The 23,431-nt window shown below is 48.1% G+C and carries 18 protein-coding genes; 7 read left to right on the top strand and 11 right to left on the bottom strand.

Features of this window, described 5'->3' with window-relative positions:
* Window positions 1-68: 68 nt before the first annotated feature.
* Entirely contained in the window at window positions 69-1,535 is a 1,467-nt protein-coding gene (locus OLMES_RS18860; protein WP_087462687.1) for a cytochrome-c peroxidase, read from the bottom strand.
* A 364-nt stretch (window positions 1,536-1,899) separates the two neighbouring features.
* On the opposite strand from OLMES_RS18860, the gene OLMES_RS18855 reads away from it, so the two are divergent.
* The 4 genes from OLMES_RS18855 to OLMES_RS18840 all read left to right on the top strand — a co-directional run bounded on the left by OLMES_RS18855 (window position 1,900) and on the right by OLMES_RS18840 (window position 7,219).
* Complete coding sequence (locus OLMES_RS18855; protein WP_087462686.1) at window positions 1,900-4,011, top strand: neutral/alkaline non-lysosomal ceramidase N-terminal domain-containing protein; 2,112 nt, start codon at window positions 1,900-1,902, stop codon at window positions 4,009-4,011.
* Between the two features lie 290 nt (window positions 4,012-4,301).
* Window positions 4,302-4,589, top strand: coding sequence for an EF-hand domain-containing protein (locus OLMES_RS18850; RefSeq protein WP_087462685.1), 288 nt, complete (start codon window positions 4,302-4,304; stop codon window positions 4,587-4,589).
* 206 nt (window positions 4,590-4,795) lie between these two features.
* The gene (locus tag OLMES_RS18845; RefSeq protein ID WP_087462684.1) at window positions 4,796-5,794 is read left to right on the top strand and encodes a phospholipase A; all 999 of its coding nucleotides are present in this window, start codon (window positions 4,796-4,798) and stop codon (window positions 5,792-5,794) included.
* 117 nt (window positions 5,795-5,911) lie between these two features.
* A complete protein-coding gene (locus tag OLMES_RS18840; RefSeq protein WP_087462683.1) occupies window positions 5,912-7,219 on the top strand; it encodes an NAD(P)/FAD-dependent oxidoreductase in 1,308 nt (435 codons plus the stop codon).
* A 154-nt stretch (window positions 7,220-7,373) separates the two neighbouring features.
* Here the strand turns inward: OLMES_RS18840 and trpA are convergent, their stop codons facing one another.
* Window positions 7,374-8,126 carry a tryptophan synthase subunit alpha gene (trpA, locus tag OLMES_RS18835; protein WP_087462682.1) on the bottom strand — a complete coding sequence of 251 codons (753 nt, stop codon included), beginning with the start codon at window positions 8,124-8,126 and terminating at the stop codon, window positions 7,374-7,376.
* 25 nt (window positions 8,127-8,151) lie between these two features.
* Window positions 8,152-9,444: a tryptophan synthase subunit beta gene (gene trpB, locus OLMES_RS18830; RefSeq protein ID WP_087462681.1), complete on the bottom strand. Its 1,293-nt coding sequence runs from the start codon at window positions 9,442-9,444 to the stop codon at window positions 8,152-8,154.
* Between the two features lie 231 nt (window positions 9,445-9,675).
* Between trpB and OLMES_RS18825 the strand changes: the two genes are divergently transcribed.
* Both OLMES_RS18825 and OLMES_RS18820 read left to right on the top strand, forming a co-directional pair.
* Window positions 9,676-10,164, top strand: coding sequence for a TetR/AcrR family transcriptional regulator (locus OLMES_RS18825; protein ID WP_087462680.1), 489 nt, complete (start codon window positions 9,676-9,678; stop codon window positions 10,162-10,164).
* Window positions 10,165-10,235: 71 nt separating this feature from the next.
* A complete protein-coding gene (locus tag OLMES_RS18820) occupies window positions 10,236-11,243 on the top strand; it encodes a serine/threonine protein kinase (protein WP_087462679.1) in 1,008 nt (335 codons plus the stop codon).
* Window positions 11,244-11,315: 72 nt separating this feature from the next.
* On the opposite strand, the gene OLMES_RS18815 is transcribed toward OLMES_RS18820, so the two are convergent.
* The 8 genes from OLMES_RS18815 to OLMES_RS18780 all read right to left on the bottom strand — a co-directional run bounded on the left by OLMES_RS18815 (window position 11,316) and on the right by OLMES_RS18780 (window position 19,328).
* Window positions 11,316-11,870, bottom strand: a complete 555-nt coding sequence (locus tag OLMES_RS18815) for an ECF-type sigma factor (RefSeq protein ID WP_087462678.1) — start codon at window positions 11,868-11,870, stop codon at window positions 11,316-11,318.
* Window positions 11,871-12,180: 310 nt separating this feature from the next.
* Window positions 12,181-12,747, bottom strand: coding sequence for an elongation factor P-like protein EfpL (gene efpL / locus OLMES_RS18810; protein WP_087462677.1), 567 nt, complete (start codon window positions 12,745-12,747; stop codon window positions 12,181-12,183).
* A gap of 124 nt (window positions 12,748-12,871) precedes the next feature.
* Window positions 12,872-14,359: a sensor histidine kinase gene (locus tag OLMES_RS18805; RefSeq protein ID WP_087462676.1), complete on the bottom strand. Its 1,488-nt coding sequence runs from the start codon at window positions 14,357-14,359 to the stop codon at window positions 12,872-12,874.
* A 17-nt stretch (window positions 14,360-14,376) separates the two neighbouring features.
* Complete coding sequence (locus OLMES_RS18800) at window positions 14,377-15,078, bottom strand: response regulator transcription factor (RefSeq protein ID WP_198343035.1); 702 nt, start codon at window positions 15,076-15,078, stop codon at window positions 14,377-14,379.
* A 144-nt stretch (window positions 15,079-15,222) separates the two neighbouring features.
* Window positions 15,223-15,981 carry a hypothetical protein gene (locus tag OLMES_RS18795; RefSeq protein WP_087462675.1) on the bottom strand — a complete coding sequence of 253 codons (759 nt, stop codon included), beginning with the start codon at window positions 15,979-15,981 and terminating at the stop codon, window positions 15,223-15,225.
* Between the two features lie 408 nt (window positions 15,982-16,389).
* Window positions 16,390-17,394: a tetratricopeptide repeat protein gene (locus OLMES_RS18790; protein WP_087462674.1), complete on the bottom strand. Its 1,005-nt coding sequence runs from the start codon at window positions 17,392-17,394 to the stop codon at window positions 16,390-16,392.
* A 30-nt stretch (window positions 17,395-17,424) separates the two neighbouring features.
* Window positions 17,425-17,856: a CreA family protein gene (locus tag OLMES_RS18785; protein WP_232465372.1), complete on the bottom strand. Its 432-nt coding sequence runs from the start codon at window positions 17,854-17,856 to the stop codon at window positions 17,425-17,427.
* A gap of 296 nt (window positions 17,857-18,152) precedes the next feature.
* Window positions 18,153-19,328, bottom strand: coding sequence for a coiled-coil domain-containing protein (locus OLMES_RS18780; RefSeq protein WP_087462672.1), 1,176 nt, complete (start codon window positions 19,326-19,328; stop codon window positions 18,153-18,155).
* A gap of 185 nt (window positions 19,329-19,513) precedes the next feature.
* Here OLMES_RS18780 and OLMES_RS18775 point away from each other — a divergent pair, with 185 nt between their 5' ends.
* Window positions 19,514-23,395, top strand: coding sequence for a DUF1631 family protein (locus tag OLMES_RS18775; RefSeq protein WP_087462671.1), 3,882 nt, complete (start codon window positions 19,514-19,516; stop codon window positions 23,393-23,395).
* Window positions 23,396-23,431 lie beyond the last annotated feature (36 nt).

The following is a 23,431-nucleotide window of genomic DNA, read 5'->3' as shown; positions in this document are numbered from 1 at the left end:
AGCTCGAGTTGCGAACAAGGGGGCTTTCAGGCTGGAGGAACGTGGTTTAAAACGGTGTTAGTGAACCGTTAAAGTAAATTACCAGCTTCATCATAACCATTCAGCTGTAATCCGTCTGGACCTGTGCTGGTCGTATCCGGAATCCAGGGCGTGAGACATTCCCGATCTTTGACACAGGGATCGGTAAGCGTTTCCAGGAAGGCAACCAGATCATCAATTTGTTGCTCTGAAAGGTTCACTGTTTTGAGTTTGGAGCTGCCATCGGCTTGTTGTTTTTGCAGTTGTTGCAGGGCCAAGCGGGTGTTGGACTCGGCGTGCTCATGTTGCACGTCACCCTGAGCCAGCGCGCCCAGTGTGAAATCGAAGTTGTCAATTGCCGCTTCAGGGTTCAAGTGATGTCGGACAACGTCTGCAAGTGTATCGTATGCGCCGTCATGTCCGTACGGACCAGTGACCTCAATATTCAGCAACGAGGGTGTACGAAACGCGTATCGATCTGATTCCTGGCCGGTTTCACGGGCCCGGCCGAAGTCGTCGCTGCCGTCTTCACCATTGCCTTTGCCGCGACCGATTTGAGGAATGGCGAGTACATGGAATGATTCATCAGTGAAGAAATCGCCAGAGTGGCAAGCCACACATTCCGCACCACCGTCTTCTACAGATGAATAGAAAAGTTTTGCTCCCCGTTTCGCCGCATCTGAAAGCGCGCCATTATCGCCTTTCACATAGTTGTTCCAGGGCGAATTTACGAAGGATTGAGATTGTTGGTACGCCGCCAGGGCAGAAGCAATGTTATCGTAGGTAATGAGTGTCTGTGCATCATCCGTTGAATTGAATGCCGCCTGAAACTCATCGAGCCAGGTGTTTGGCAGCGCTTGACTGGTGAACCGCTCCGTCAGGGCGACTCGCAGATCCTGATTCGAACCATCCTTCTCAAAATCGGAACGCATTTCTTCAGCTGAAGTTACAGGAAACATCGCCTGGGCTTGAGAAAGTGAGTGGGCCGCACTGTCTGCGGTACCAAATGCGCTGTCCGGTGTTCTAATACCGTTATCAAGCACCTCGACGCGGTAATCGTGGAACAGCCCTTTTTCCCACAAGCCCAAATTGAAAGTAGTGGGTGCATTACGTGGAACCGTGGGGCCGCCGTCATATTCCATATTTGCGGCAACCGCTTTTGCCTGGGAGTGTATTCGTCCCGGGCCAATCAGGTCGGGGTCTTCTGCCTGAACGCCGATTGGGAGTGACAGGTTATCCCCTCCGCCCATAATTGGGTGGTGGCAGCTTACGCACGCCGAATCGAGGTCACCCCCAAGGCCTTTGCTGTAGAACAGCTTCATGCCCAGTTGGGCGAGAGGTTCATCAATACTGGCGATACTTTTCGTTCCCACCGGGTCGCCATTCAGGCCATGGGACGTTGCCAGGGTGCGTACTTCTTCATCTGTGGTTGCTTGGCTATTGTTGTCATCATCATTACAGCCGGTTAACACTAAGGTTCCGAGCATGATAACGTGGCTGAGTCGAGTTTTTTTCATTTGAGGTTCTCCATACTGCTCGCTAACGCGGAGCATCCTGTGCTTCTATACTTTGTGCTTTTTGTTAAAAAGGAGACTTGATCGAGAAGGGCGGTCAAATATCCGTTGGAGACTGACAGCGCGATCAAGCAGGTACATTTTTTTAGTTGTAAGGGAAGTATAGCGACTACTCCTGTCGCTAATGTGTGATTCTGTGGTGTTAGTGTAACGCTTTGACACTTCAATCCATAAGTTTGGTGCACAATTGTACAATGTTTTGTTAAAACGTGACATAGTGTCATATAAATGCGGTGCAAATACGGCATTATAGGTTTTTAACGGGTTCTTCAATATTGTTCAGATGCCTTGATAGGGAGGTTGGGAGTTGCGCGTTCGTCGATCGGGGTTAATCTTGTTGGTGCTTTTAGCCGTCACTTGTTTCGTTATCGTTGCAGGCAAATATCACAATTCTGGATTGGTTTGGAAAGAGTTTCACTATCGTTATTCCGAACCCGTTCTAAATCCTGATGTCGTTGCAAATGAATCTAATCGGGCCATTCCCGGGGGCGGAAATTTTATCGCGGGTGCCGCAACCGTTGATATTACGCCACCGCCTGGATTTCTGCCCCGGGGCGGTTATGCCACGTGGTCAACTGTAGGTCAGGGAGTTCGCACTCATTTGTACGCTCGAGCTTACTATTTGCAAACGGATGAAGAGCGTCACCTCGTGATACAAACGGATCTGGTTTCAGGTTCACGTATCTTGCATGCCGCACTGGGAGAGCGTTTGGCGCCGGAGATGGGAACTGATATCAGTCGTATCAGCCTGATGGCGACTCACACCCATTCGGCACCCGGCCAAATTGTGGGCAGTCAATTCTATAACAAACATATCTCAAACCAGGCTGGTTTTGCGGAGGACTATTTTGAGTTTGTGTTGCAACGAATTTCTGAAGCTGCATTGCAAGCCTATCGATCCCGGGGGCCAGCCAAACTGGCTTCAGGAAAAACAGATATCTGGGGCTTAACCCGAAATCGTTCTCTGCCCGCGTACCTGGAAAATCGTTCGATCCTTGATAAGGAATATCAACCAGAGCGGGATTTCCATTATATTAATCCGGCAATGTATATGGTGCGGATAGATTCAATCCAGCCGGACGGTCGAAGCGTGCCACTAGGCGGTTTCGCCAGCTTCTCAATTCATGGTACCGCGTTACCGGAAGGCGAGCCTTTGTTTAATGCGGATGTGTGGGCTTATATCCACAAGGATTGGCAATGGTATTTGGAGCAACGTTATGATCGGGAGAATCAAATACATGTCAGCGCTTTTGAGGGTACCCACGGCGACATTGCACCCGCAGCCCGTTTTAATCGCCTGGGTTATCTGGAAGCCCGACGCATCGGGCGTGAAATCGGAAAACATGCTATTGAATTGTTTAATTCACTGGAGAAGGATCTAACGGCTCAGGTTTCCTTGCGTTCAGCGGTTCGGCAGGTATCAATTACGGAAAAACCGCGGATTGGGCAAACTGAAATCTGCACCGAAGCTGCGGCAGGTACCACACTGGCTGCCGCGCCTTTGGAGCATACTTCTCCTGTGATTGGTTATTTGCCGTTTATTCGTCAGGGGAGTCGTCGTTGGGATGCTGCAGAAGATAATTGTCAGGGGCGTAAGCGAATTCTCGGCGGTGATTGGTTACAGCGATGGTTAGAGCCGAAAGACAGTTTTCCTGATTCAGTTTTGTTTCAGATTGTCGAAATCAATGATTTGCTGATACTGCCGTTGCCTTTCGAAGTAACCGTAGAATCCGGCCAACGTATTGCGGATGCCGTGCGCTCAGCGACCGAAGACTCTGAGGTTAAAAGCGGTCGTGAACTTCGTCGGAAACAGGTCATGGTGGCGAGTCTGGCTGGAGGCTATACCGGGTATGTTACAACACCTGAAGAGTATGGACGCCAATACTACGAAGGTGGTCATACCTTATTCGGCAAAAATACCCAGCCGTATCTTGCAAGTCAGCTGCGTCAACTTGCTTTGGATATGGGTGGTACGGCCCGAATTGCAGAGCTACCGGAGCAATGGGTATACCGGTTAGCGACAAAACGTTTTACCCCAGAGTCAATAATGGAGCCGGTCGAACGCGCGATTGAGAGTGCGCCCCGTTTTTATCATGCGGTTGATGATCTTGAGGCCTATTGGGTAATGCAATGGCGAGATGTTTCAGCGGATAAGATTAACTTGCATGAGCCATTAATCAGCGTGGAAACCCGGATCAATAATGGTGATTGGCACCCATTAACTGTAGAAGGTATTGCAGTGGATGATCGCGGATATGATATGGCGGTAAAACTGTTAAAGACTGGGGAAAGTGAAGTCGGGGCAGTATACGGCGTGTACTGGTATAACCCAGTATTTTCGGGGCCGGAGCAGGTTTTTCGATTTGTTATTCAGGCCAGAGGGAGCGGATCAATCTTGTATTCCCCCCCCTTCCGATAGATGATTTAAGTATGTATGTTGCAAAAATGAAACATTTAAATTATTGAAAAATATAGATAAACGTAAAAATCCAGCAAGGAGTGTTGCAAAATTCCAACCAAATAAATCGCCGAAGCGGGTTTTTTGTGGACAGAGAGACGGGTGATATTTAATTGTGCGTTTCAAGTGTCTGATATAAAAGCTTATTTCAAAGCTGGTACGGTAATTGATATCTCTGGGTAAACGAAACCTAATTTAAAGGATTGATTGTCGGGCAGGGATTGAAGCTCTCAATTTTAAGGAGATATAAAATGAAAGCAGCATACGTATTTTTGGCAGTGGGCTTGGCAGCAGCATCAACTTCTACTCTGGTTAGCGCAGAAGCTGCGAAAAAGGCTGAAGCATCCGCTGAAACCGTATTCTCTGCATTGGATCAGGATTCTAGCGGCTACATCGAGACTGCTGAAGCGGCACAAAGCAAAGAGTTGACTGAGCAATTCACCATGGTTGATGCGGATCAAGACGGCAAGATCAGCGCGGATGAATACACCCTGTACAAAGGCGAGTCTACTGCAGCTGGCGAACCTGCCAAGCAGTAAGCCTCCCGAAGCTTTACATTCCATCGGAGTGACGCTGCACATTTAATCATTCCGCTACACAAAGGGCCCCTGTAATTCAGGGGCTTTTTGCGTCTGAGTAGATAGACTTTTGGAGCGGTTGCCTCGTTCCTTGATTGTTACTACACTCTTTGGCCATTCATTTTGTCTCGTCTGTCATCATAATCAGCTGGGTTAAGGATTTTTGGATGTCATTTATACGCATTTCGGGGGCTGTTTTATTAAGTCTCTGTTTTATCGTTCAGTCCGTTTCGGCAATGTCAAAAGAAGAGTGTGTTTTGGAGTATGTCGAGAGTTCTGCACCCGAGGTATCGGTTGAAAAAATTAAAGCGCTCTGTGCTGATAAGGATACTGCAGCATTGTTACCTGAACGGCTAAAGAAAGAGATCGCGACTCAGGAAAACAGCTTCGTGATCACTCCCCACCGGCAGAACTATATCCTGCCGTTCACCATGAACGACAACCCCCATCAAGAGCCTTACGAAGCAGTCTATCCCGGTATTGAAGACCCGATTGATAATAAAGAAGCGAAATTACAGGTTAGCTTGAAGGTTCCACTGTCGTATATTGATTTGCTCACTGAGAATGACGGGATTTATTTCGGATTTACCCTGAAATCATTCTGGCAAGTTTACAATCATGAACTTTCTGCCCCGTTCCGGGAGACCAATTATCAACCGGAGCTGTTTTACCAAGCGCCACTGCCAAATGAATATCTTGGTGGCACGGTCTTCACGCGAATCGGAATCGAGCATCAATCAAACGGGCGTAGCCAGTTGCTAAGTCGAAGTTGGAACCGTGTATTTTTGGGGATAGGGTTTCAAAAAGATCAGTGGGTTGTCTATCTCCAACCTTGGTACCGCTTGAGTGAAGACCCCAAATACGATGATGGTGATCCGGAAACGCCGCTGCCACCAGACGGCGATGATAACCCTGATATTGACGATTATATGGGGCACTTTGAACTACTTGGTGCGTACAAACTGTCTCAATTGGAATTTACCAGCCTGGTAAGGTACAACTTCGAAGAAGGCAATGGTGCCTTTGAAGTGGATATGAGCTTTCCGCTGTGGGGGCGCCTGAAGGGCTACGTGCAGTATTTCAATGGTTATGGAGAAAGCCTGATTGATTATAATCATCAGACTGAACGAATAGGCGTAGGGTTTCTATTGACTGGATTGCTCTAATTTTTATTGGGATTTGTTTTCAAAACGCTCTAAAATAGGGCGTATTAATGCCTTGGCGTTACAGGAAAGAGTTTGTCCGTACCGAGCTGTTTCCTGTAAAAACTAAGGGGAAATACCATGTCTGATTTACATCATATCGTTATTGTTGGAGGAGGTGCCGGAGGACTCGAGCTGGCGACGAAGTTGGGACACAAACTGGGTAAGCCTGGCAAAGCTCGGGTGACCTTGGTCGACGCAGTGCTTACCCATGTCTGGAAGCCACTACTGCACGAAGTTGCAGCCGGATCGCTTGACTCCAATGCAGGTGAAGTGAATTTTCGTGCCCATGCGAAACAGCATCATTTCGAATTTCAGTTAGGGCGAATGTCGGACTTGAAGCGTGCTGAGCGCTATGTTGTGCTGGATCCCGTTTTTGATGAACATGGACAAGAGGTGGTTCCGGAGCGTGTGGTGCCTTACGACACGCTGGTCATTGCCGTAGGCAGTACGGCAAATGATTTCGGTACCCCCGGTGCAAAAGAGCATTGCCTGTTGTTGGATAACCTGGTCCAGGCGCGCCGTTTTCACCGCTTGTTGCTGAATGCGTTTTTGCGTGCCGAGCATCAACAACTGGCACTCAAAACAAAGTTAAGGATTGCTATTATCGGTGCGGGAGCAACCGGGGTTGAGCTGGCTGCGGAACTTCGTCATGCCTCCCATGAACTACCCAGCTATGGCTTGCATAACGTGAGTTCCGAAGATGTTGAATTAACCTTGGTGGAAGCGGCTGACCGGATACTTCCGGCATTGCCTGAGCGGTTGTCCGCGTCGGCAACGCGAGAGCTGGAGCGTTTGGGGGTTCGTGTTGTGACCGGTAATCCGGTTTGTGAAATAAAAGCAGGCGAGCTGGAAATCAAAGACGGGAGCTCGGTATTGGCGGATATGATTGTCTGGGCTGCCGGCATTAAAGCGCCTGAATTTCTGGCGAAACTTGATGGGCTGGAAACCAACCGTATTAATCAACTCGTTGTCGAGCAAACATTGCAAACGACAAATGATGCGAATATTTTCGCATTTGGGGATTGTGCGGCCTGTCCTCAACCGGATAGCGATCGACCCGTACCGCCCCGGGCTCAGGCTGCTCATCAGCAGGCGACAACCTTGGCCAAGACATTGGTTAATCGACTCAATCAGAAAGAGGCTGTGCCCTATATCTATCGGGATCACGGGTCGTTGATTTCGTTCAGTCACTATACGACGGTCGGCAATCTGATGGGTAACCTCAGTGGCAAGTCGATGATGATCGAAGGAAAAGTTGCGCGGATGTTCTACATATCCCTTTATCGGATGCACCAGGTTGCTTTACATGGATTTGTGCGTACAGCCTTGATCTGGATGGGGGATAAAATCAGTAAGGCATTGCACCCCAGATTAAAGCTGCACTAATCGAGGTGTGACCCCAGTCGCTCATCTGGTTTGAGTGGTCATTTGGATTGCACCACCGTTGCTTCCGGCAATGGTGGTGCTCGCCAGCACTATGCACCTCAGCTGAATGTAGCTTAGCCGATTGCAGCTCAGCCGAATGTAGCTCAGACAGCGTTTACATCAATTCCGCAATGCGCTGTGCTGCGCGTTCGTATCCCAACGTGGTCTGCCATTCAATGTATTGCGAGCAAACTGCAGTGATATCTGCAAACTGACCGTAATATTCAACGTCTTCACGAGTACGAATACCAAAGCCTGCAATGATCTTTGTTTCATGGGGCAGTTGGGATCGTAGTCTTTGAATCAGCATTTCGAAAGCGCTGTTCTGAATGCTTGTTGTATGCGCTCCCGTTACACCGGTCTGCGTGACGGCATAGATGAGTCCCCTGGACGCCCGGATTATCCGCTTGAGTCGGTACTCGGCAGTGGCCGCCGTAACCATGAACACAGGTTTCAAATTCACCTCATCCAATGCGGGAATCCAGGTTTCAGCTTCTTCGATTGGCCAGTCCGGGACGATCATTCCGCTGATACCGGCTTTGCTGGCCGACGTGATCAGCCGATCCAAACCATATTGATAAAGCGGGTTAAGGTAACTCATTAACAAAAGTTGAACTTCGGGGTATTTGGTTTTAATCCGGCTCGCCAGGGCGAGTGTGTGGTCGAGACTGCCGCCATTGGTTACCGCAATATGGCTGGCATCGGACAGCGTTGCACCGTCAGCAATGGGGTCGGTGAACGGCACTTGCAGCTCAATATGACGAACGCCGTTTGCAACAAGGGCATCGATTGCCTGCTCATTCTCTGATAAAGAGGGGTATCCGACTACCGCGTGCGACAAAATGTGGGGCGGTCTGTTCGCTTTCATGATGGTTCTCTCCGGTAATCCAGGGCTAGGGTTGGTGTGGTTTTATTGCTTTTTGCATATTGATCTGGTGTTGCAGGAAATTTAACCACTTCTCCGATGAAGTTGTGTTCGCGATATTGAAGAGGTCTTTGTCACCCCGACCACTCAGGTTGACCACAATATGTTCGGATGGCTTCCGTTCTTTCGCGATCTTAAGTGCACCCGCAATAGCATGGGATGACTCCAGCGCGGGAATAATGCCTTCTGCCTTAAGCAAGCTTGAAAAGGCCGAAAGTGCCTCTTCATCAGTTGCATGTTCTACCCTGAGGTGACCCTGATCCAGCAGATCCGCCAATAAAGGCGACACCCCAACATAATCCAGGCCTGCTGCGATACTGTGGGTAGAGCGCAATTGCCCATCATCGGTCTGCAAAAATCGTGTTTTATACCCCTGAGCAATTCCCACGGTTCCGGTACCGGGCATCAGGCGACTGGCGTGTTGTCCTGTAGCCAGGCCCTTGCCACCTGCTTCAACGGCAATCAGTTCGGTTTCGTGTTTTTCGATATAAGGTAAAAAAGCGCCCAAAGCGTTGCTACCTCCGCCAACGCAGGCAACGATTGCAGTGGGTTGCTGTCCGATACTGTCGACGCATTGGGTGATTAATTCCTGGCCGATAATCGATTGAAACCAGGCTACCATTTCAGGGTAGGGGGCCGGACCACAGGCGGTGCCGATCAGATAGTGTGTGGTTTCAAAATTGGTGGCCCAATCTCTTAATGCATCATCCATTGCATCTTTGAGCGTTGCGGAGCCGGTATTCACCGCAATCACTTCGGCGCCGAGTTGTTCCATCCAGAACACATTACTGTATTGCCGTTCTACATCCTTGGCACCCATGTAAATGGTACAGTCAAACCCCTCTCTTGCGGCCATGATTGCGGTGGCGATGCCATGTTGTCCTGCTCCGGTTTCAGCCACGACGCGCTTTTTGCCCATTCGTCGCATCAGAAGCCCCTGACCGATTACATTGTTTATTTTATGAGCGCCGGTGTGGTTCAGGTCTTCTCGTTTCAACCAGATTTGTGCACCCTGCGTCATCCTGGAAAGCCGTGCACAATGGGTAATCGGAGTAGGGCGACCGCTGAAAGTGTGACAGGTATGGCTGAATTCGGACCAGAATGTGGCGTCCTGTTTCGCGACGGAGAACAGGTGTGCCAGTTCATCAAGTGGTGGTATTAACAGTTCAGGGATAAACCGACCGCCGTATTCGCCAAAATAATCTCGATTACGGCGGTCTTGATCACTGAGTGATTGAATTGTTTCATTCGAGCCAGACATATTTTTAACCTCGCTTGTTATTTAACTAAACGGTATAGTAAAGTTAAGTTATTTGCAAGTACTGTCTAAAACCTATTCAGGTTGTTTTCCACGCTGGAATACCATGCTGAGGTCAACTCGACTTCTGCTTTAGGAACGGTAAACTATAGGCCTTTTATCCGACGCGCTGTTCCGGTTCCAGTTTTCTACCGGTTTAGATGTATTTTTCCGTCAGCTTGGAATCAGGGGTTTATGGCCAGAGTCTCAAAACGACATATTATTATTGACCATGCGCTGGCGCTATTTCTGGAGCAGGGTTATAAAGGCACGTCTATCGATGTTGTGGTCACCCGCAGCCAAGTATCCAAGCCAACTGTTTATAACCATTTCCCGGATAAGGGACAGCTGATTGCAGCAGTGATTGAACACTGGCTTGCTGAGCACATTGTGCCAGAGTTAATACCGTTTACAGATAAAACATCAGTTTTGTCCTACCTGGATCGTAACTGGTGGAATGCAGCGAATATCGCAATGTATCGCCTGATTATTGGCGAGGGGTGGCGCTTTGCTGAGAGTGCTGCATTGTTTTGGGAGCGTTTTGACCAAGCCTGGCGTGCAGCCGTAACAAATTCGTGCCAGAGACTTGATCCGCCGCTGGATTCTGTTGAGGTTGCTAATCTAAACTTAAGAATAAGCCACGAGCTGTGGTCACGATTGACGCAACCGGTTAAAAAGCGCTGACCGGAGTTACTGCAGGTTCGCGCAGTGTGCAGTGTAAAGAATGAACAAGTTGTTCGAGATAGGAGAACACCATGAGCGAAGAGCTCGATTGGGAGAAACTTGAGGAAGTTTTCACCAAAGCGATTGATTTGGGTGAGGATGATCGGGGGCCGTACGTTGCCAATGCGTGTAACGGCAATACAATGATGTTTGATGAAGTGCAGTCATTGCTGGAGGCCCATGGTATTGCTCTGGAGCGAAAATGGTTGCAGCAGGGCAAGATGCCACGCATGCTGGACTATGGTGACTTGATTGATACTTTTGTGGTGAAAAAACAACTCGGTCGCGGTGCGGGCGGCGAAGTTTATAAAGTTGTACATGAGGCCACAGGGCAGAACTTCGCAATAAAATGCTTACCTTTGATCTATAACGATGACAAAGAAGTCTTGCAACGTTTTACTCAAGAGGCTGAGTTAAACAAGAAACTTATCCATCCCAACATCAATCGTATGTATGGGCTATTTCAGTCAGATCACGGCTTGTATTATCTACTGATGGACTACTGTGAAGGTGAAACCCTGGCCGCGTTGATGAATCGGTTCAGCTTTAATCAGGCGCAAGCGGTGAAAGTCATTGATCAGGTCTGCAAGGCCCTCTCCGCTGCCCATGCTCAACGGATATGGCACCGTGACATCAAACCTTCCAATATCATTTTACATAACGGTGTCATCAAGGTGATTGATTTTGGTATCGCAAAAGATGCGGCAACCGCATTGACGGCAACGGGTATTAAATTAGGGTCACCGGCCTATATGTCACCCGAGCAATGGAAGAGTAGCAAGATTGATCAGCGTTCCGATATTTGGGGGGTGGGTATCTTGTTTTATGAATTGTTGACGGGGCAGTTACCCTTTGCTGGCGCTAATTATGTTGAAATTCAGCAGAAGATTCTTCATGAGCCACCGGCTCCGCCATCCCGGATTCGATCTGAAATCAGTCCATTGTGTGATCGTTTGATCAGTTGTATGCTCGCGAAAAAACCGGATGATCGACCTCACGATATCCGGGTTTTGATTGAGGCGTTTAAAAAAATCTGCTGATATTATTCCAGGTTTTTCAAACATGAAGGCTGACAACTGCAGCACAAGGAAAATGTGCTGCGGGTGAAAATATTATATTTCGGTGTTCAGTTGTCGAAACAACCACGCTTTGGCAAACTGTATTTTGCGTTCAACTGTCGCAACAGAACAGGATTGGGCTTCTGCAATCTGGTCATTGGTCATGCCGGCGAACACCCGTTGTTCGATCATACTGGCACAGACCGGATCCCGTTTTTCGAGGATCACTAACGCTTCATCCAACGCCATTAAATCCAGTTCATCTTCATCGGTGTGGGCACTTGATTCCATAAGTGTGACCCGCACCATATCGCCGCCACGTTTTTGACGCTGCTTGCTTCGTGCAAAATCCACAAGGATATTGCGCATGATCTTTGCGGAAAGGTTTAAGAAGTGTGTTTTACCTTGCCAGTTTGCTTCAACTGCAACCAAACGCTCATAGGCTTCATTGACCAAAGCGGTAGCTTGCATCGTGTGTTCGAACTTTTCTTTGGCGAATTGATAATTTGCGGCTTTTTTCAATTCGGGATATAGGCGGGAAACCAGTTCATTCTTGGCTTTTTCATCCCCTTCTGACCACTTTTTGAGTAAATCATTGATGGAATCCATTTTCGATCCTGTGAGCTCATTAATCCAAATCGAGGGCTTCCTCTTTATTCTAATGCATGGTTTGAAAAATGAGGAAAAAATTTATATTTTTGAGGGATAAAACTAAAAAATAGCGCTCGGGCCCCGAAATCAGAGAGAAATTACCCGGGTTAAAGCCAAGTGGGGGCTTTTTTGGGGTAGGCGGTCGCGGCAACTCAGATATTTCGTTAGCATCATGGTTGCTCTGAGCCCATAGGACGTATCAAGGATAATTTCACACGTGAACTCAGAGCCGATCATGTTGCATTTGTATGCTTGTAAACCCGTGGTTTTAAGCGCGAGACATAAACTTTCGGGTCGAGGTATTAATCCGGATTTCTTCCCCCGGTTCCAGGTATTCAGGTACCTGAACTTCAAAACCGGTTGTTAATGTTGCGGGTTTGGTTCGGGCTGAGGCAGAAGCCCCCTTTATGCCGGGTGCCGTGTCGACAACGGTCATCACCACTGAAGCCGGTAATTCGATGCCAATCAGGTTGCCATCCAGCAATAGTGCCGTAATACCTTCCAGACCATCAACCAGAAATGCAACGTCATCACCAATATCATCCCGATTGAGACCATACTGGGAATAGTCTTCCTGATTCATGAAGTAGAACGTGTCACCATCGAGATAAGAGTATTGAACGGAAACTCTGGCGCAATCTGCTTCTTTGAAAAAATCCTCACCTTTGAGTGATTCATCTCTTTTCTGTTTTGTTTGCAGGTTGTTAAATCGGATTTTGTATAATGTCGCCGCGCCTCGGGATGAGGGGCTTTTCACTTCTACGTTCTTGACGATGTAGGGGACACCGTCAATATCGACAACCATGCCTCGTTTGAGCTCATTGGCCTTTGGCATTTTCTGTTCCTTACCGGTTTAATGTGAGTATCGAATGGATCTGATCGAATTGAATCGAGCATAAATGAGATTCTTCCCGAGCTGAAGCATTATGCTTAAAATCCGATAATTATCCAGCCCTGACTCATGCCTGTGATAACTGAAAACTAAATTCCGTGCCCTTGCCCAAAGTACTTGTAACATTTATGTCGGAGTGGTGCAGTTGTAGAATACGCCGGGTAATCGCGAGACCCAAGCCTCCGTGTGGACGGTTTTGATAGCAACTGTTTGAGGCACGGTAATGGGCATCGAAGATAAAAGGTAAGTCGGCTTCCGGTATCCCGCAACCATCATCAACCACGGAGATCGTGATTTTTTCATCCCGAGCAAGAGTCACGGATACAGTGCTCCCCGGCTCGCAGTGGCGAATGGCATTTTCGATCAAATTGACGAAAACCCGTTCTATTTTTTCGATATCAGCGAGAACAATCAGAGTAGGATCTTTAGGGTTGATATCCAGAGCGACTTGTTTTTCATCGGCCTCAATTTTCAGGTTCTGTAATACGTCCTGGACTAATTCCGGAATACAAATGGGTTCCAGATTGAGCGTTGCGGTAGCACTATCGAGATGGGCGAGCTCGAAAAGCTGTTTCACCAGGCGGCTCATCTGTTGTGCATTATTCATCGCCACCTCGATGAGCGCCTCAGATTCGGCCTCAGGTAGTTGATGGTGTTTCAGCTGCCAGGTTTCCAGATAACCCTGCAAGGAGGCGAGTGGGGTGCGTAAGTCGTGAGACACGTAGGATATGAGTTCACGGCGCAGTTCATCAATCGATTTGACCTGTTCATACTGGTCTTTCAGTGTTTCGGCCATGGTTTTGAAGGTAGCGCCAAGGCGATGGATTTCATCCGGACTATTACCATCCCAGTCAGAGATATCGATGGCTGCATTTTCAAATCCGTTGTTACGGAATCGTTGCATATCATCTGCCAGTCGCCTCAGAGGGCGCGTGAGCAAGGCAAAGAGCCACAGGACGATAATCAGACTGAAGAGTAGTGAAATTAACAAGCCACTAAATCCCAGTTTAATGATATGGCTGTTTTGCAGCAGATCGACAACGCTGTCATAGATTTCACCACCGATGATAATGTACAAATACCCGGCGGTTGTTTCCTCATGCTTTATTTCCGCAACCGAAAATATTTTTTGTCGGTTAATGGATCTTGGATCATCCCCCAGGATGGGTAAACGATGTGTCCCTGAAAGAAACTGGGTGACAGGCTCGAGGTTGACCATCATGCGTTTTATTTTGTTGGGGTCCGCTGAGTAAGTTATTACCCGTCCCTCCGGATCCAGCACATAGAATTCAAAACTCGGCCCCAAAATCATCATTGTGTGAAAAGCATTGGATAGCGCCTCTTCATTCAATTCTCCATTTTGTAGGAGCGTTTTGTCGTGCACGAGATGGTCCGCTAATTCCAGATGTAACTTTTGCTGTACTTCCTTTTGATATGATCGAGTCAGTTGCTGGGCCCAGGATATGAGCAGTAAGCCAACAATCATAAAGCTTACGAGCACGGCCAATGCCATTTTGGTATAAAACGAATGTAAAAAGCGTGTTTGAATATCCATCTAGATTTTTTAATTAATTAAACTTCAGCAAGTTTGTAACCGACACCCCATACAGTCAGAACATAGTCCGGATTCGCCGGGTTTTTCTCCAACTTGTTGCGCAGTCGGTTGATATGAGAATTGACTGTGTGCTCGTAGCCACTGTGTTTGTATCCCCAAACCTGGTCGAGTAGCTGAGCCCGACTAAATACCCGACCTGGATTCTTCGCCAGATGAGACAGGAGGTCGAATTCGGTCGATGTGAGGTCCAGCTGCCGTCCTTGCAGGATAACCTGACGTTTGTTGATATCCAGTGACAGTTCGCCCACTGAAATGACGTCGTTTTGCGGTGGCGGAGCTGCGCTCATCATATCGACTCTGCGGAGCAGTGCTTTAACTCTCGCTTGCAACTCGCGAATGCTAAACGGTTTGACCAGGTAATCATCTGCCCCCATTTCCAGGCCCACCACCCGGTCGGCTTCAGAGTCTTTTGCGGTCAGCATCAGAATCGGGGTGAGTTGTCCGGCCTGGCGAATCCTGCGGCAAATTTCCAAACCATCAATTTCCGGTAGCATGACATCCAGAACCAGAAGGTGGTACTGCCCCGACAGGGCTTTTTGCAAGCCATGCTCGCCGTGTGTGCAGGTGTCAACGTCGTAATTGAGATCACCGAGGTTGATTTTTAGCAGGTTATTGATGTCCTGGTCGTCTTCGACCACGAGAATTCTGTTTTTTATCATCCGAAACTCCTCACGATGCTGACAAGAGCAAGCATGCTGCCCCGTTCAGCGTCTCCTTGTTCATCCTAGGATTGACCGATGTGAGCGTTTAAAGTTCCGGAAATAGGGAAAGAAAAAGTGAAACGTCAACAGACCCTAGCGAACTCAGGTTTTCCTGAGGCCGGAAATCGCGGTAACGATGATGATCACAAACAGGACAAAAAAGATCAGGCTGTAGAAGAGTATCGGGGAGTTATCTTTGAACCGCAGTATTTTACGGTACCAGATGAAGATTGCGGGAACTGAGCGTTGATCTTCGTAGTACTGATCGCCACTCTGGCCGGAATGGCTTTGGTGTTCGTATCGATAGTCATGGGTAGGGGGCGTGGCAGATGCGGGCGATCTGAAAAAATGGTCGAGTTTAATCGCGCCCTGAATATCCCCAACCTGGCTTTCAATGGTCATTTCCACGTCGGCTTTGATGCCTTGAATGTCTTCTTTCAAATCCATCCATTCCAGGCGAATGCTGTCCAGGGACTGGTAATCCGTCAAACTGATCACATCAACTGGCCCATCAATTATTGTACTGGTCAGGTTGGGTTCAATGTCTGGTGTCTGTGCATTCTCGGGGGAAGGTGTCGTTTCGTTCTTGGGCGGTTTTTTTGATGCGGTGCCCAACAGGCGTTCCAGCTCGGCCAGTGACAGTAACGGATGCTTGGACTCTGTCGGGGTTTCCGAGCTTTTTTCCTCGGTTGTTTTCTCTGTATCTGGTTTCGGGGTGCTCGCCTCGGTAGAAATCTCTGTTGCCCAGGAAACAGTGGCGCTCAAGCAAAATAGTGCAATCATGAGAAACTGGATTACCTGATTGCAATCGCTGTAATGTGGCTTGGTCAATGTGTGACTGTTATTTGAGTTGAGATTCATTTGGGGTCCCAGTTTCTGTAGAATTTTCTCAATCTGGATTTTTTATCATCGCGTACATCCTTGGTAAAAACCATCTAACAGTAAACATTTCCCGCATCTCTTCAACTATAGCTGATAGAGTGACTATGTCGTCATTAAAATGTCAAAGACTGTGATAAGTGATTGGAGTCCTTGGTTAGGTAAAGCACGAAGCGTGCCGAATATAAAAGGTCTATAAATAACAATATGATAGTTTCGGTCTGGGTTTGTTAATGTAAAAAAAATCGACACTATTGAAACAATCTTCCGGGGAATCGAGTTCTCTTTGACAACAAACGGGAGCCCATATACTGCCCTGATACGATCCCTGCAAAATTTATGTCTGTATAAGTCGATGTCTTTGCCGGTCTATGCCTTTGCAGGTGTATGTCACAGAAAGTCCAGCAGGCTGGTTTTACCGATGAAAATATTTTCCAGATCTTCCATATTCCGGTAACCCAGTTTCTCGGCGAGGCGAGCGAAATAGTCCCGCTCCGTTGGGTGGAGAGTGTAATGATAAACGAGGGCCAGATTGGCGGCATAGGTGGCATTTTGACTGTCGAGCTGATGGGCCTGATAGGCGTAGTGCAGTGCGCTTTCAAGCTCTCCTTTGTAAAGCAATACGTTTGATAGGCCCGAGTGTGCGGGCGCATGGGAAGGCAGGATCGTCAATGCCTGCAAAAAACTTTGTTTGGCACGATTCAAGTGACCATCAAATTGATAGATTGAACCCAGCCCCGTGTGGGCGAAATAGTTTTCTTTATTGAGCGACAGGGCATGTTGAAATGCATTGTGAGCACAGACTCGATCTTTTAGATCCTGGCATATTCGTCCTTTAATCGACCATGCCCAATCGTCATTCGGATAGAGCTGCAGGTAAGTATGAATTTCACGAAATGCCGAATCCGGCTGGCCTTTCAAATAACGGGTTGCGATCTTGTCCAGTGCTGCACGATTGCCATAGCGCATACTTTGGTAAATCGACAAAGCACTGCTGGTTTCGCGTAGCCACTGAGAACTTTCATCAGTATCAATGATGTTATCCGCAGCAATTATGTTCAGCAAACTCAATTGCTCTCGATAAATTTCCTGAAATTGTTCTGTGCCTAACAGTGCCTGTTGTGCGGTTAACTCGTTATAGACCTGTTTGAAATGATTGACATCAGATGCCTCATGCTGCTCCGAGAGCAGTGTAATGAATGCTTCTGTTTCGAGCAGCTGAGGTTGATTTGTCAATCCTGTACACGCACTTAAGGTGGCCAGGACAAGAAAAGTCGGAATCCCGAATACCAGTGAAACCAGTTCAGAGCGGAGTTGTTTGTCGCTCCGGTAACGTTGTGATCCTTTTGAATAGCGCCAGGCTTGCGAACGGGTTAACGGGATCCACTGGTTCATTTTTCTGGTGTAGTCCTGTGTGAGCCGGTCTTAGTCTTGCTTGGCCGGTAGCTGACTCCAGGCGGGAGTGTTCCAAAGGGGAACGGTCGACATTGAGTGTTTGTGGCTGCCTTCAACTTCTTTAGTGGAGTAGCTCAAGTAAATCAGTGTTTGATTGGCCGGATCCCAGATCCGTCTGATTTTGAGTGATTTGAAAAGAATACTTTTGGATGAATTGAAGACAACCTCACCACTTTTGGATTTGTCTATCTGAGTCAGCATTGCCTGGGTTATTTCGCCAGTTTGACGGCAGGCAATGCTCATGTCTGATGGATCTGAGAAATCCAGATCGGCTTCAACGTGGCTGATATGGCAGGTAACACCTGTTACCACAGGGTCTGTCAACTTCTCGATCTTGATATCTTTGGTTGTGAACATGCCCAGACTTACATCGCCAACCTCGTTGTCCGAGCATGCGCTCATCAGAGTGAGTGCGGGCAACACGGCCAATTTAAGCCAATTTCCCGGACTTACTTTACGGGTTGATGCTGGCGGATTACCGGGAGCGGAAAATATCGATAAAAAAGAAAAAGTCATGGTTTAAGTAGTCTGTTGTATAAAGTTGTTGAAGGGATTTGTTTTATTTAATTGATTCTATTGAGTCTAAAACATCGACCGGGCGCGGCACTTATTGGCTGCCCGGCCTCATGTGAAACCGGAAGTATTGTTGATCATCCCTGTTCGAACGTCAATAAATCCCCCTGATCTATAACTATAGCCTATTCCAGGGTTGCTTCCGGAAACTTGAGATTTTGTGCCGACCCCTCTGTTTGCTGTGTTGATGATGTTGGTGTCTGAGGCACTGGTGCGGGCTTCGTAACCGGCGATGCTGGTGTTGTGGATGGTTGCGTTCTGGCTTTTATCGGTTGAGTGGCACCGATCAGATTGGCTTTGAAGGTCTGGTATTCACTCGAAAGTTGATCGTAGCTTTGCTGGATCTCGGTAAGTTGCTTTTGTGTTGCTGTCAGATTTTTCTGCAATTGTGATACTGTATTGTCATTCGCTTTATGTTCTGCCGACAACTCATTTACTTTCTTTCTTGCCACATCATACAGGCCTTGGGTATCTCGATAGCGTTTGGCCAGGGCATCGAATGCGGCTTTGCGTTTGTTGACCTCTTTTTGCAGTTTAATGTTTTCCTGTTTGAACATGGATAGTTGCTTGAGCGTTTCATTCAGTTTGGTTTCTCGTTCGCTATTCAGGGTGTCGATGACCTCCATGGTTGAAGCGAGCTCGTCCGTTTTCTCTTTAACTCTGTTTTGAAGCGCATTGTATGCTTCCAATGTATTGCTATGATCCTGTTTGGCTTGCTCTATCTGTTTCTGCAGGATGGTATTTTCGCCCGCCAGCAAGCTGGCTTGCTCTTCTGCCTGTTGTAAGCGCCCCTGTAGCGCACTGACCAGTTCAAAGCCACTGAGTTGAGCTTTTGCGCCGGTATCACCTTTGGTTTGCTCCAGGTTAGCCTCGGCCAGAGCGAGTAATTGTCGTTGCAGAGTGTTAAATTCCTCTGTTGTGCTTTGTTGGCGTTCAGTTAACAGATCCAATTCTGTTTGTTTTTGCGTTATTTTCGCTTCCGCAGCCGAAACGGCTTTTTGTTGTTGCAGGTTTTCCAATTCTTTCAGTTTGACTTCCTGGTAGAAATAGATCGTCGTGAAAGCCAATACCATGGCCATGAGCAACAATGCCGGCCAGATAAAGTTCAACGATTGATTACGCTTTCTCAAAATGGTAATCAACATATTGGTGTAGTCACTCTGGTCGACACCCACCTGGCCGGTGGTATAAATGGGGTAGCCGCTTTCCAGGGTTGCTTCAATGTATTGCTTTTTTATATTTTCCGAGTCTGACGAGTCATGCCTTGAGATCATCCGGGTATCATGCTCCATACTGTCCATATGAGGTTTTCGGGATACTTTAGCACGGCTTGAAGTGGCGCACATTATTTCCGGTTTTAAATTTACCGGGTGGTAAATCGGTCTAAACTTAAAGCAGGCTGCTTATAGAGATCACCGTTTTGGCTGAAGCAGCGTATTGCGGCTTGCAAGATACTTCATATTGTATACAGGGTAGGTAATCTGGCTTGGATAAACGAATCTACAAACGAGTGCCCTTTGATCATGAGGCGAAGATCGAAGTAAAGGGAAAGGTGCATTCCTGTTGTATTCGGGATTTTTCCCCCGGTGGCGTGCTATTGGATCTAAAGAGTAGCGGTAGTGGTGTGCCTGCGGGCATAGATGGCGTTACATTTGGGTCGCTGATCCGGGTTGTATTAATCAGTCAGCATGATGCCCGGGTCGCTAAAATAACGTTTAGCGGAGAGGTTCGTCATCAGCGGGCCGGTGGAATCGGCGTCCGATTCTATGCGATTTCCGGTCAGCAGTTGGCAGAACTGGCTTCACTCTGTCGTTACCGCTGGCCACCGGAGCCACAGGTATCACAAACGGCAGAATCTCGTGGCGCTAATGGGAACGCCAATAAATTATCGGAATATTATCAGGTCACACTCAAAGAGCAGTTGCCCGTAGCGCTTAATCGGGTTTTGACATCTGCAAGCGAAAAATTGCTTTACGCCTTCGATGATGCGACTGACAGTTGGTTGAGAGCGGATTACAACCTCGGGCTTCAGATGCTTGAGGCACGCACAAACTGGATATCGCAAAAAGTGTGTCAAAGTGTTGTGAGCCGGGTGAAGTTATTGTTGCAGGGCGGTGCGGTGGAAGGAGAGAACGAAGCCGATGATCTGCACTCCATGATTCAGCTTCAGGTTGTCGAAAAAGACACATTTGAAGAGTGGCTTTCCATGACTTCCGCCGTTCGGGTGATTGAAAACAGCCTGGGGCCCGATATTAATCGGCTCTCTCGACTGTTTTCGACCTTTAGTGCGGCTGAAGTCGACTTTCAGAATTGTCCTGTTGGCCCGGGTTTCGTGCTGAAGAATGTTTCAGCCGCCTTTGACAACCTCGAATTTCCATCTTCGGCACAACAGTTGGTGTTCAAGACAATCGGAAAAGGTCTTCTGAATGATTTGCGTGACTTGTATGCGGTATTGATTTCCGGCGCTGAAAGGCTGGGGATTCAGATTGTTGCAGATACCGGTGAGCAGACCACATCGTCAACCGCTGAACAACTCCCGGCAGCCTCACCGAATCCGGAAGGTAATCCTGGCCGCGTGGAATCAGGTGCTCTACCGCTAAATCAAGGTTCTAATGCCATGCCGGTTCCTGGATCAAGCGCCGGTATTCCGGGCAATTTACTTGACCATCTGGCACTGCTGAATACGACGTTGTGCAATGGCGGCGGCTTGACTTCATCCGGGGTTCAGGCTCAGGGAGATGTTGTTGCCGGTATCGGCTCAGAGCAACTCCGAAGTCAGTTCGTGCCGGGAATGAGCGCCAAGTGTAAAGAGACCTTATTGAGTATGATCGATTCAATCGCGTCTCAGCCGGACCCGCAACAAGGCGACTCCGGCAGTAATGCACAAGCGTTGCACGAGCTCGTGGGCAAGCAATTGAATCTTGATGAACTTGGCCCTTCAGATCAGGCTGAGATGCTCAAAGGTCTGGGGTTAATGCAAGTTACGGATCAATTGTTCCAGAGCTTTGCTGCCGAGGAACGTGTCGTTGGTCCGCTTAAGCCCTGGTTTGAAGAAATCAAATGCTCAATGGCAAAAGTTATCGTTAATGATCCGACGTTTTTCTCCGATAGTCATCACCCCGCCCGTTTGTTCTTGAATCAGCTTGCGCGTTTGGGGGCCGTAAAGCGGACGTCAAACAAGAGTCTGGAGCGGTCTTTGGCCAATTTTTCCGAGCGCATCCAATCACAGTATCACGGTAGTAATGATTTGTTTGTTTCCTTGCTGGATGATGTAAATCACCTGGTAGAGCGGCAGGAACAGGCCTTTTCCAGAAATGCGGAGCGCATTGCGCGAACCTACGAGGGTCAGCAAACCCTGGCGAGAGCGCGGCACTATGTTGCACAGTGTCTTGCTGAGATATTGAATGGTAAACCGGTTCCGGACAGTGTGTTGGCCTTTCTGGAAGAGGGGGGGTGGCGAAATTACCTGGTCGTAACGCTGTTGCGGGAAGGTCAGGAAAGCACAACGTTTATCGAGGCTGTGGGGGTTATCGGTACACTCCTGAGATGGTTTGAGCAAGAGGAATCAGAACATCTAGAACATGATTTCGAAATGGAGCTGGAAGCACACACGCTGATCGATACGATTGATCGAGAACTGAAAGCGACAGGACAAACTGGCTATAAACGTTGGCTGAATACCATATTGTCGCAGTTGATGGGGGAGACGGGCATCACCTCGACCCGGATCGACCAGTACAAATGGCGCGGTGAGGGTGAGGAAGAAATCGAGCAGCTAAATCGAGCAGTCGAGGTCGTCAAACCGAAAGATCGTTGGGAACGAAGAGCCGTATCCCTCAAGGTTGGTGATTGGGTGTTGGTCAGTTTACCCGGTGAAGAACCACAACGAATGCGCCTGGCTTGGTCCGGTACCAATTTTTATCGTTTTGTTTTTGTCAGCAACAGCGGTTTACAGGATATCGATGTTAGCTTGGAAGACTTTGCCGAAGGGATTCGAGAGGGACGCTATCAAGTCCTCAGTGAAGAGGAGGTACCACTCGTGGATCAAGGGCTGCATAAAATGGTTCAGACAGTGTACGAGGATATCGCGGGCACCGCCAGTTGTGACCCACTCACAGCCTTGTTGAACCGTCAGGAATTTGAGCGCCATCTTGATCGAACTGTTGTCGCAGCCATTCGCCATGGTGTCCCGGTGACGGTCTGTTATATCGATGTAGATCAGTTCCGGCTTATTAATAACGCCTATGGCCACACAGCGGGTGACGAAATTCTCAAGCAAGTTGCGCGCCTTGTGCAGAATCATTGTGACTCAGAAGTGATTTGCTCGCGTATTGGTGGTAACGAGTTCGGGCTGATCTTTCGCGACTCGGAAAAATCTCAGGTTCACGTGCGTCTCGAGCGTTTACGTAAAGCGCTGGCAGATGCGACGTTCACCTGGTTGGAGCATACCTTCCAAATTACAGCCAGTATTGGCTACGCCCAAATCAATCCAGGTACGGATTCGGTCGATAGTCTGATGCGAAAGGTTTATCTTGCGTGCGAGTCTGCAAAAGAGCACGGCAGAAATCGTGTTGTGGAGTATGCGCTTCATGACAAAGACCAGTTACGTCAAGATGAAATGATGGCCTGGGTGAAAAAAATTGATTTGCAACTGGATGAGCTTCTGTTACTGCGTTGTCAGGAAATACGACCGCTAAACGGGAGCACCAGTGCCTCCCATTTCGAAATACTCCTGGCCGTCTATGATGATGAGCGTAAACTTTTGCCCCCGATCAATCTTATTGAGGCCGCAGAGCATTTTGGTCGAATGACGCGTATTGATCAGTGGGTTGTGAGTAATGTATTTAAGTGGATGGAAGCGAACCCGGAGACTCTGGCGTCCCTTGAAGGCCTATCGATTAACCTCTCTGGTGCATCACTGGGCGATGACCAGTTCCTGGATTTTGTACTCGCAGCGCTGGAAACGGTCTCATTCGATAAAGGAAAAATTTGTTTTGAAGTGACCGAAACCGCCGCAATCACCAGCTTAAATGAGGCCGTTGAGTTTATTGTAACCCTGAAGAACGAAGGCTGTAAGTTCGCACTGGACGATTTTGGTACCGGGTTATCTTCCTATGCTTATATTCAGCGCTTGCCGGTTGACTATTTAAAAATAGATGGTGTTTTCATTAAAAATATAACTAACAATAAAAAAGATGAAGCACTGGTTCGATCTATCAACGATCTGGCCCACGTAATGGGTATGAAAACGACCGCAGAGTATGTTGAAAATGAACAGATAATTCATCTGTTGAAGGAAATAGGTGTGGATAAAGCGCAAGGGTATGGCGTCCATAAACCTGTATTGTTGGCTGACCTGTGTGCGTAACCTGTCAGGTCGTGATGATTTCTAAGAGTAAGTTGA

This window comes from Oleiphilus messinensis (assembly GCF_002162375.1).
In the GTDB taxonomy this organism is placed as follows: Bacteria; Pseudomonadota; Gammaproteobacteria; order Pseudomonadales; family Oleiphilaceae; genus Oleiphilus; species Oleiphilus messinensis.
This window is presented reverse-complemented; position numbering and strand designations above follow the sequence as displayed.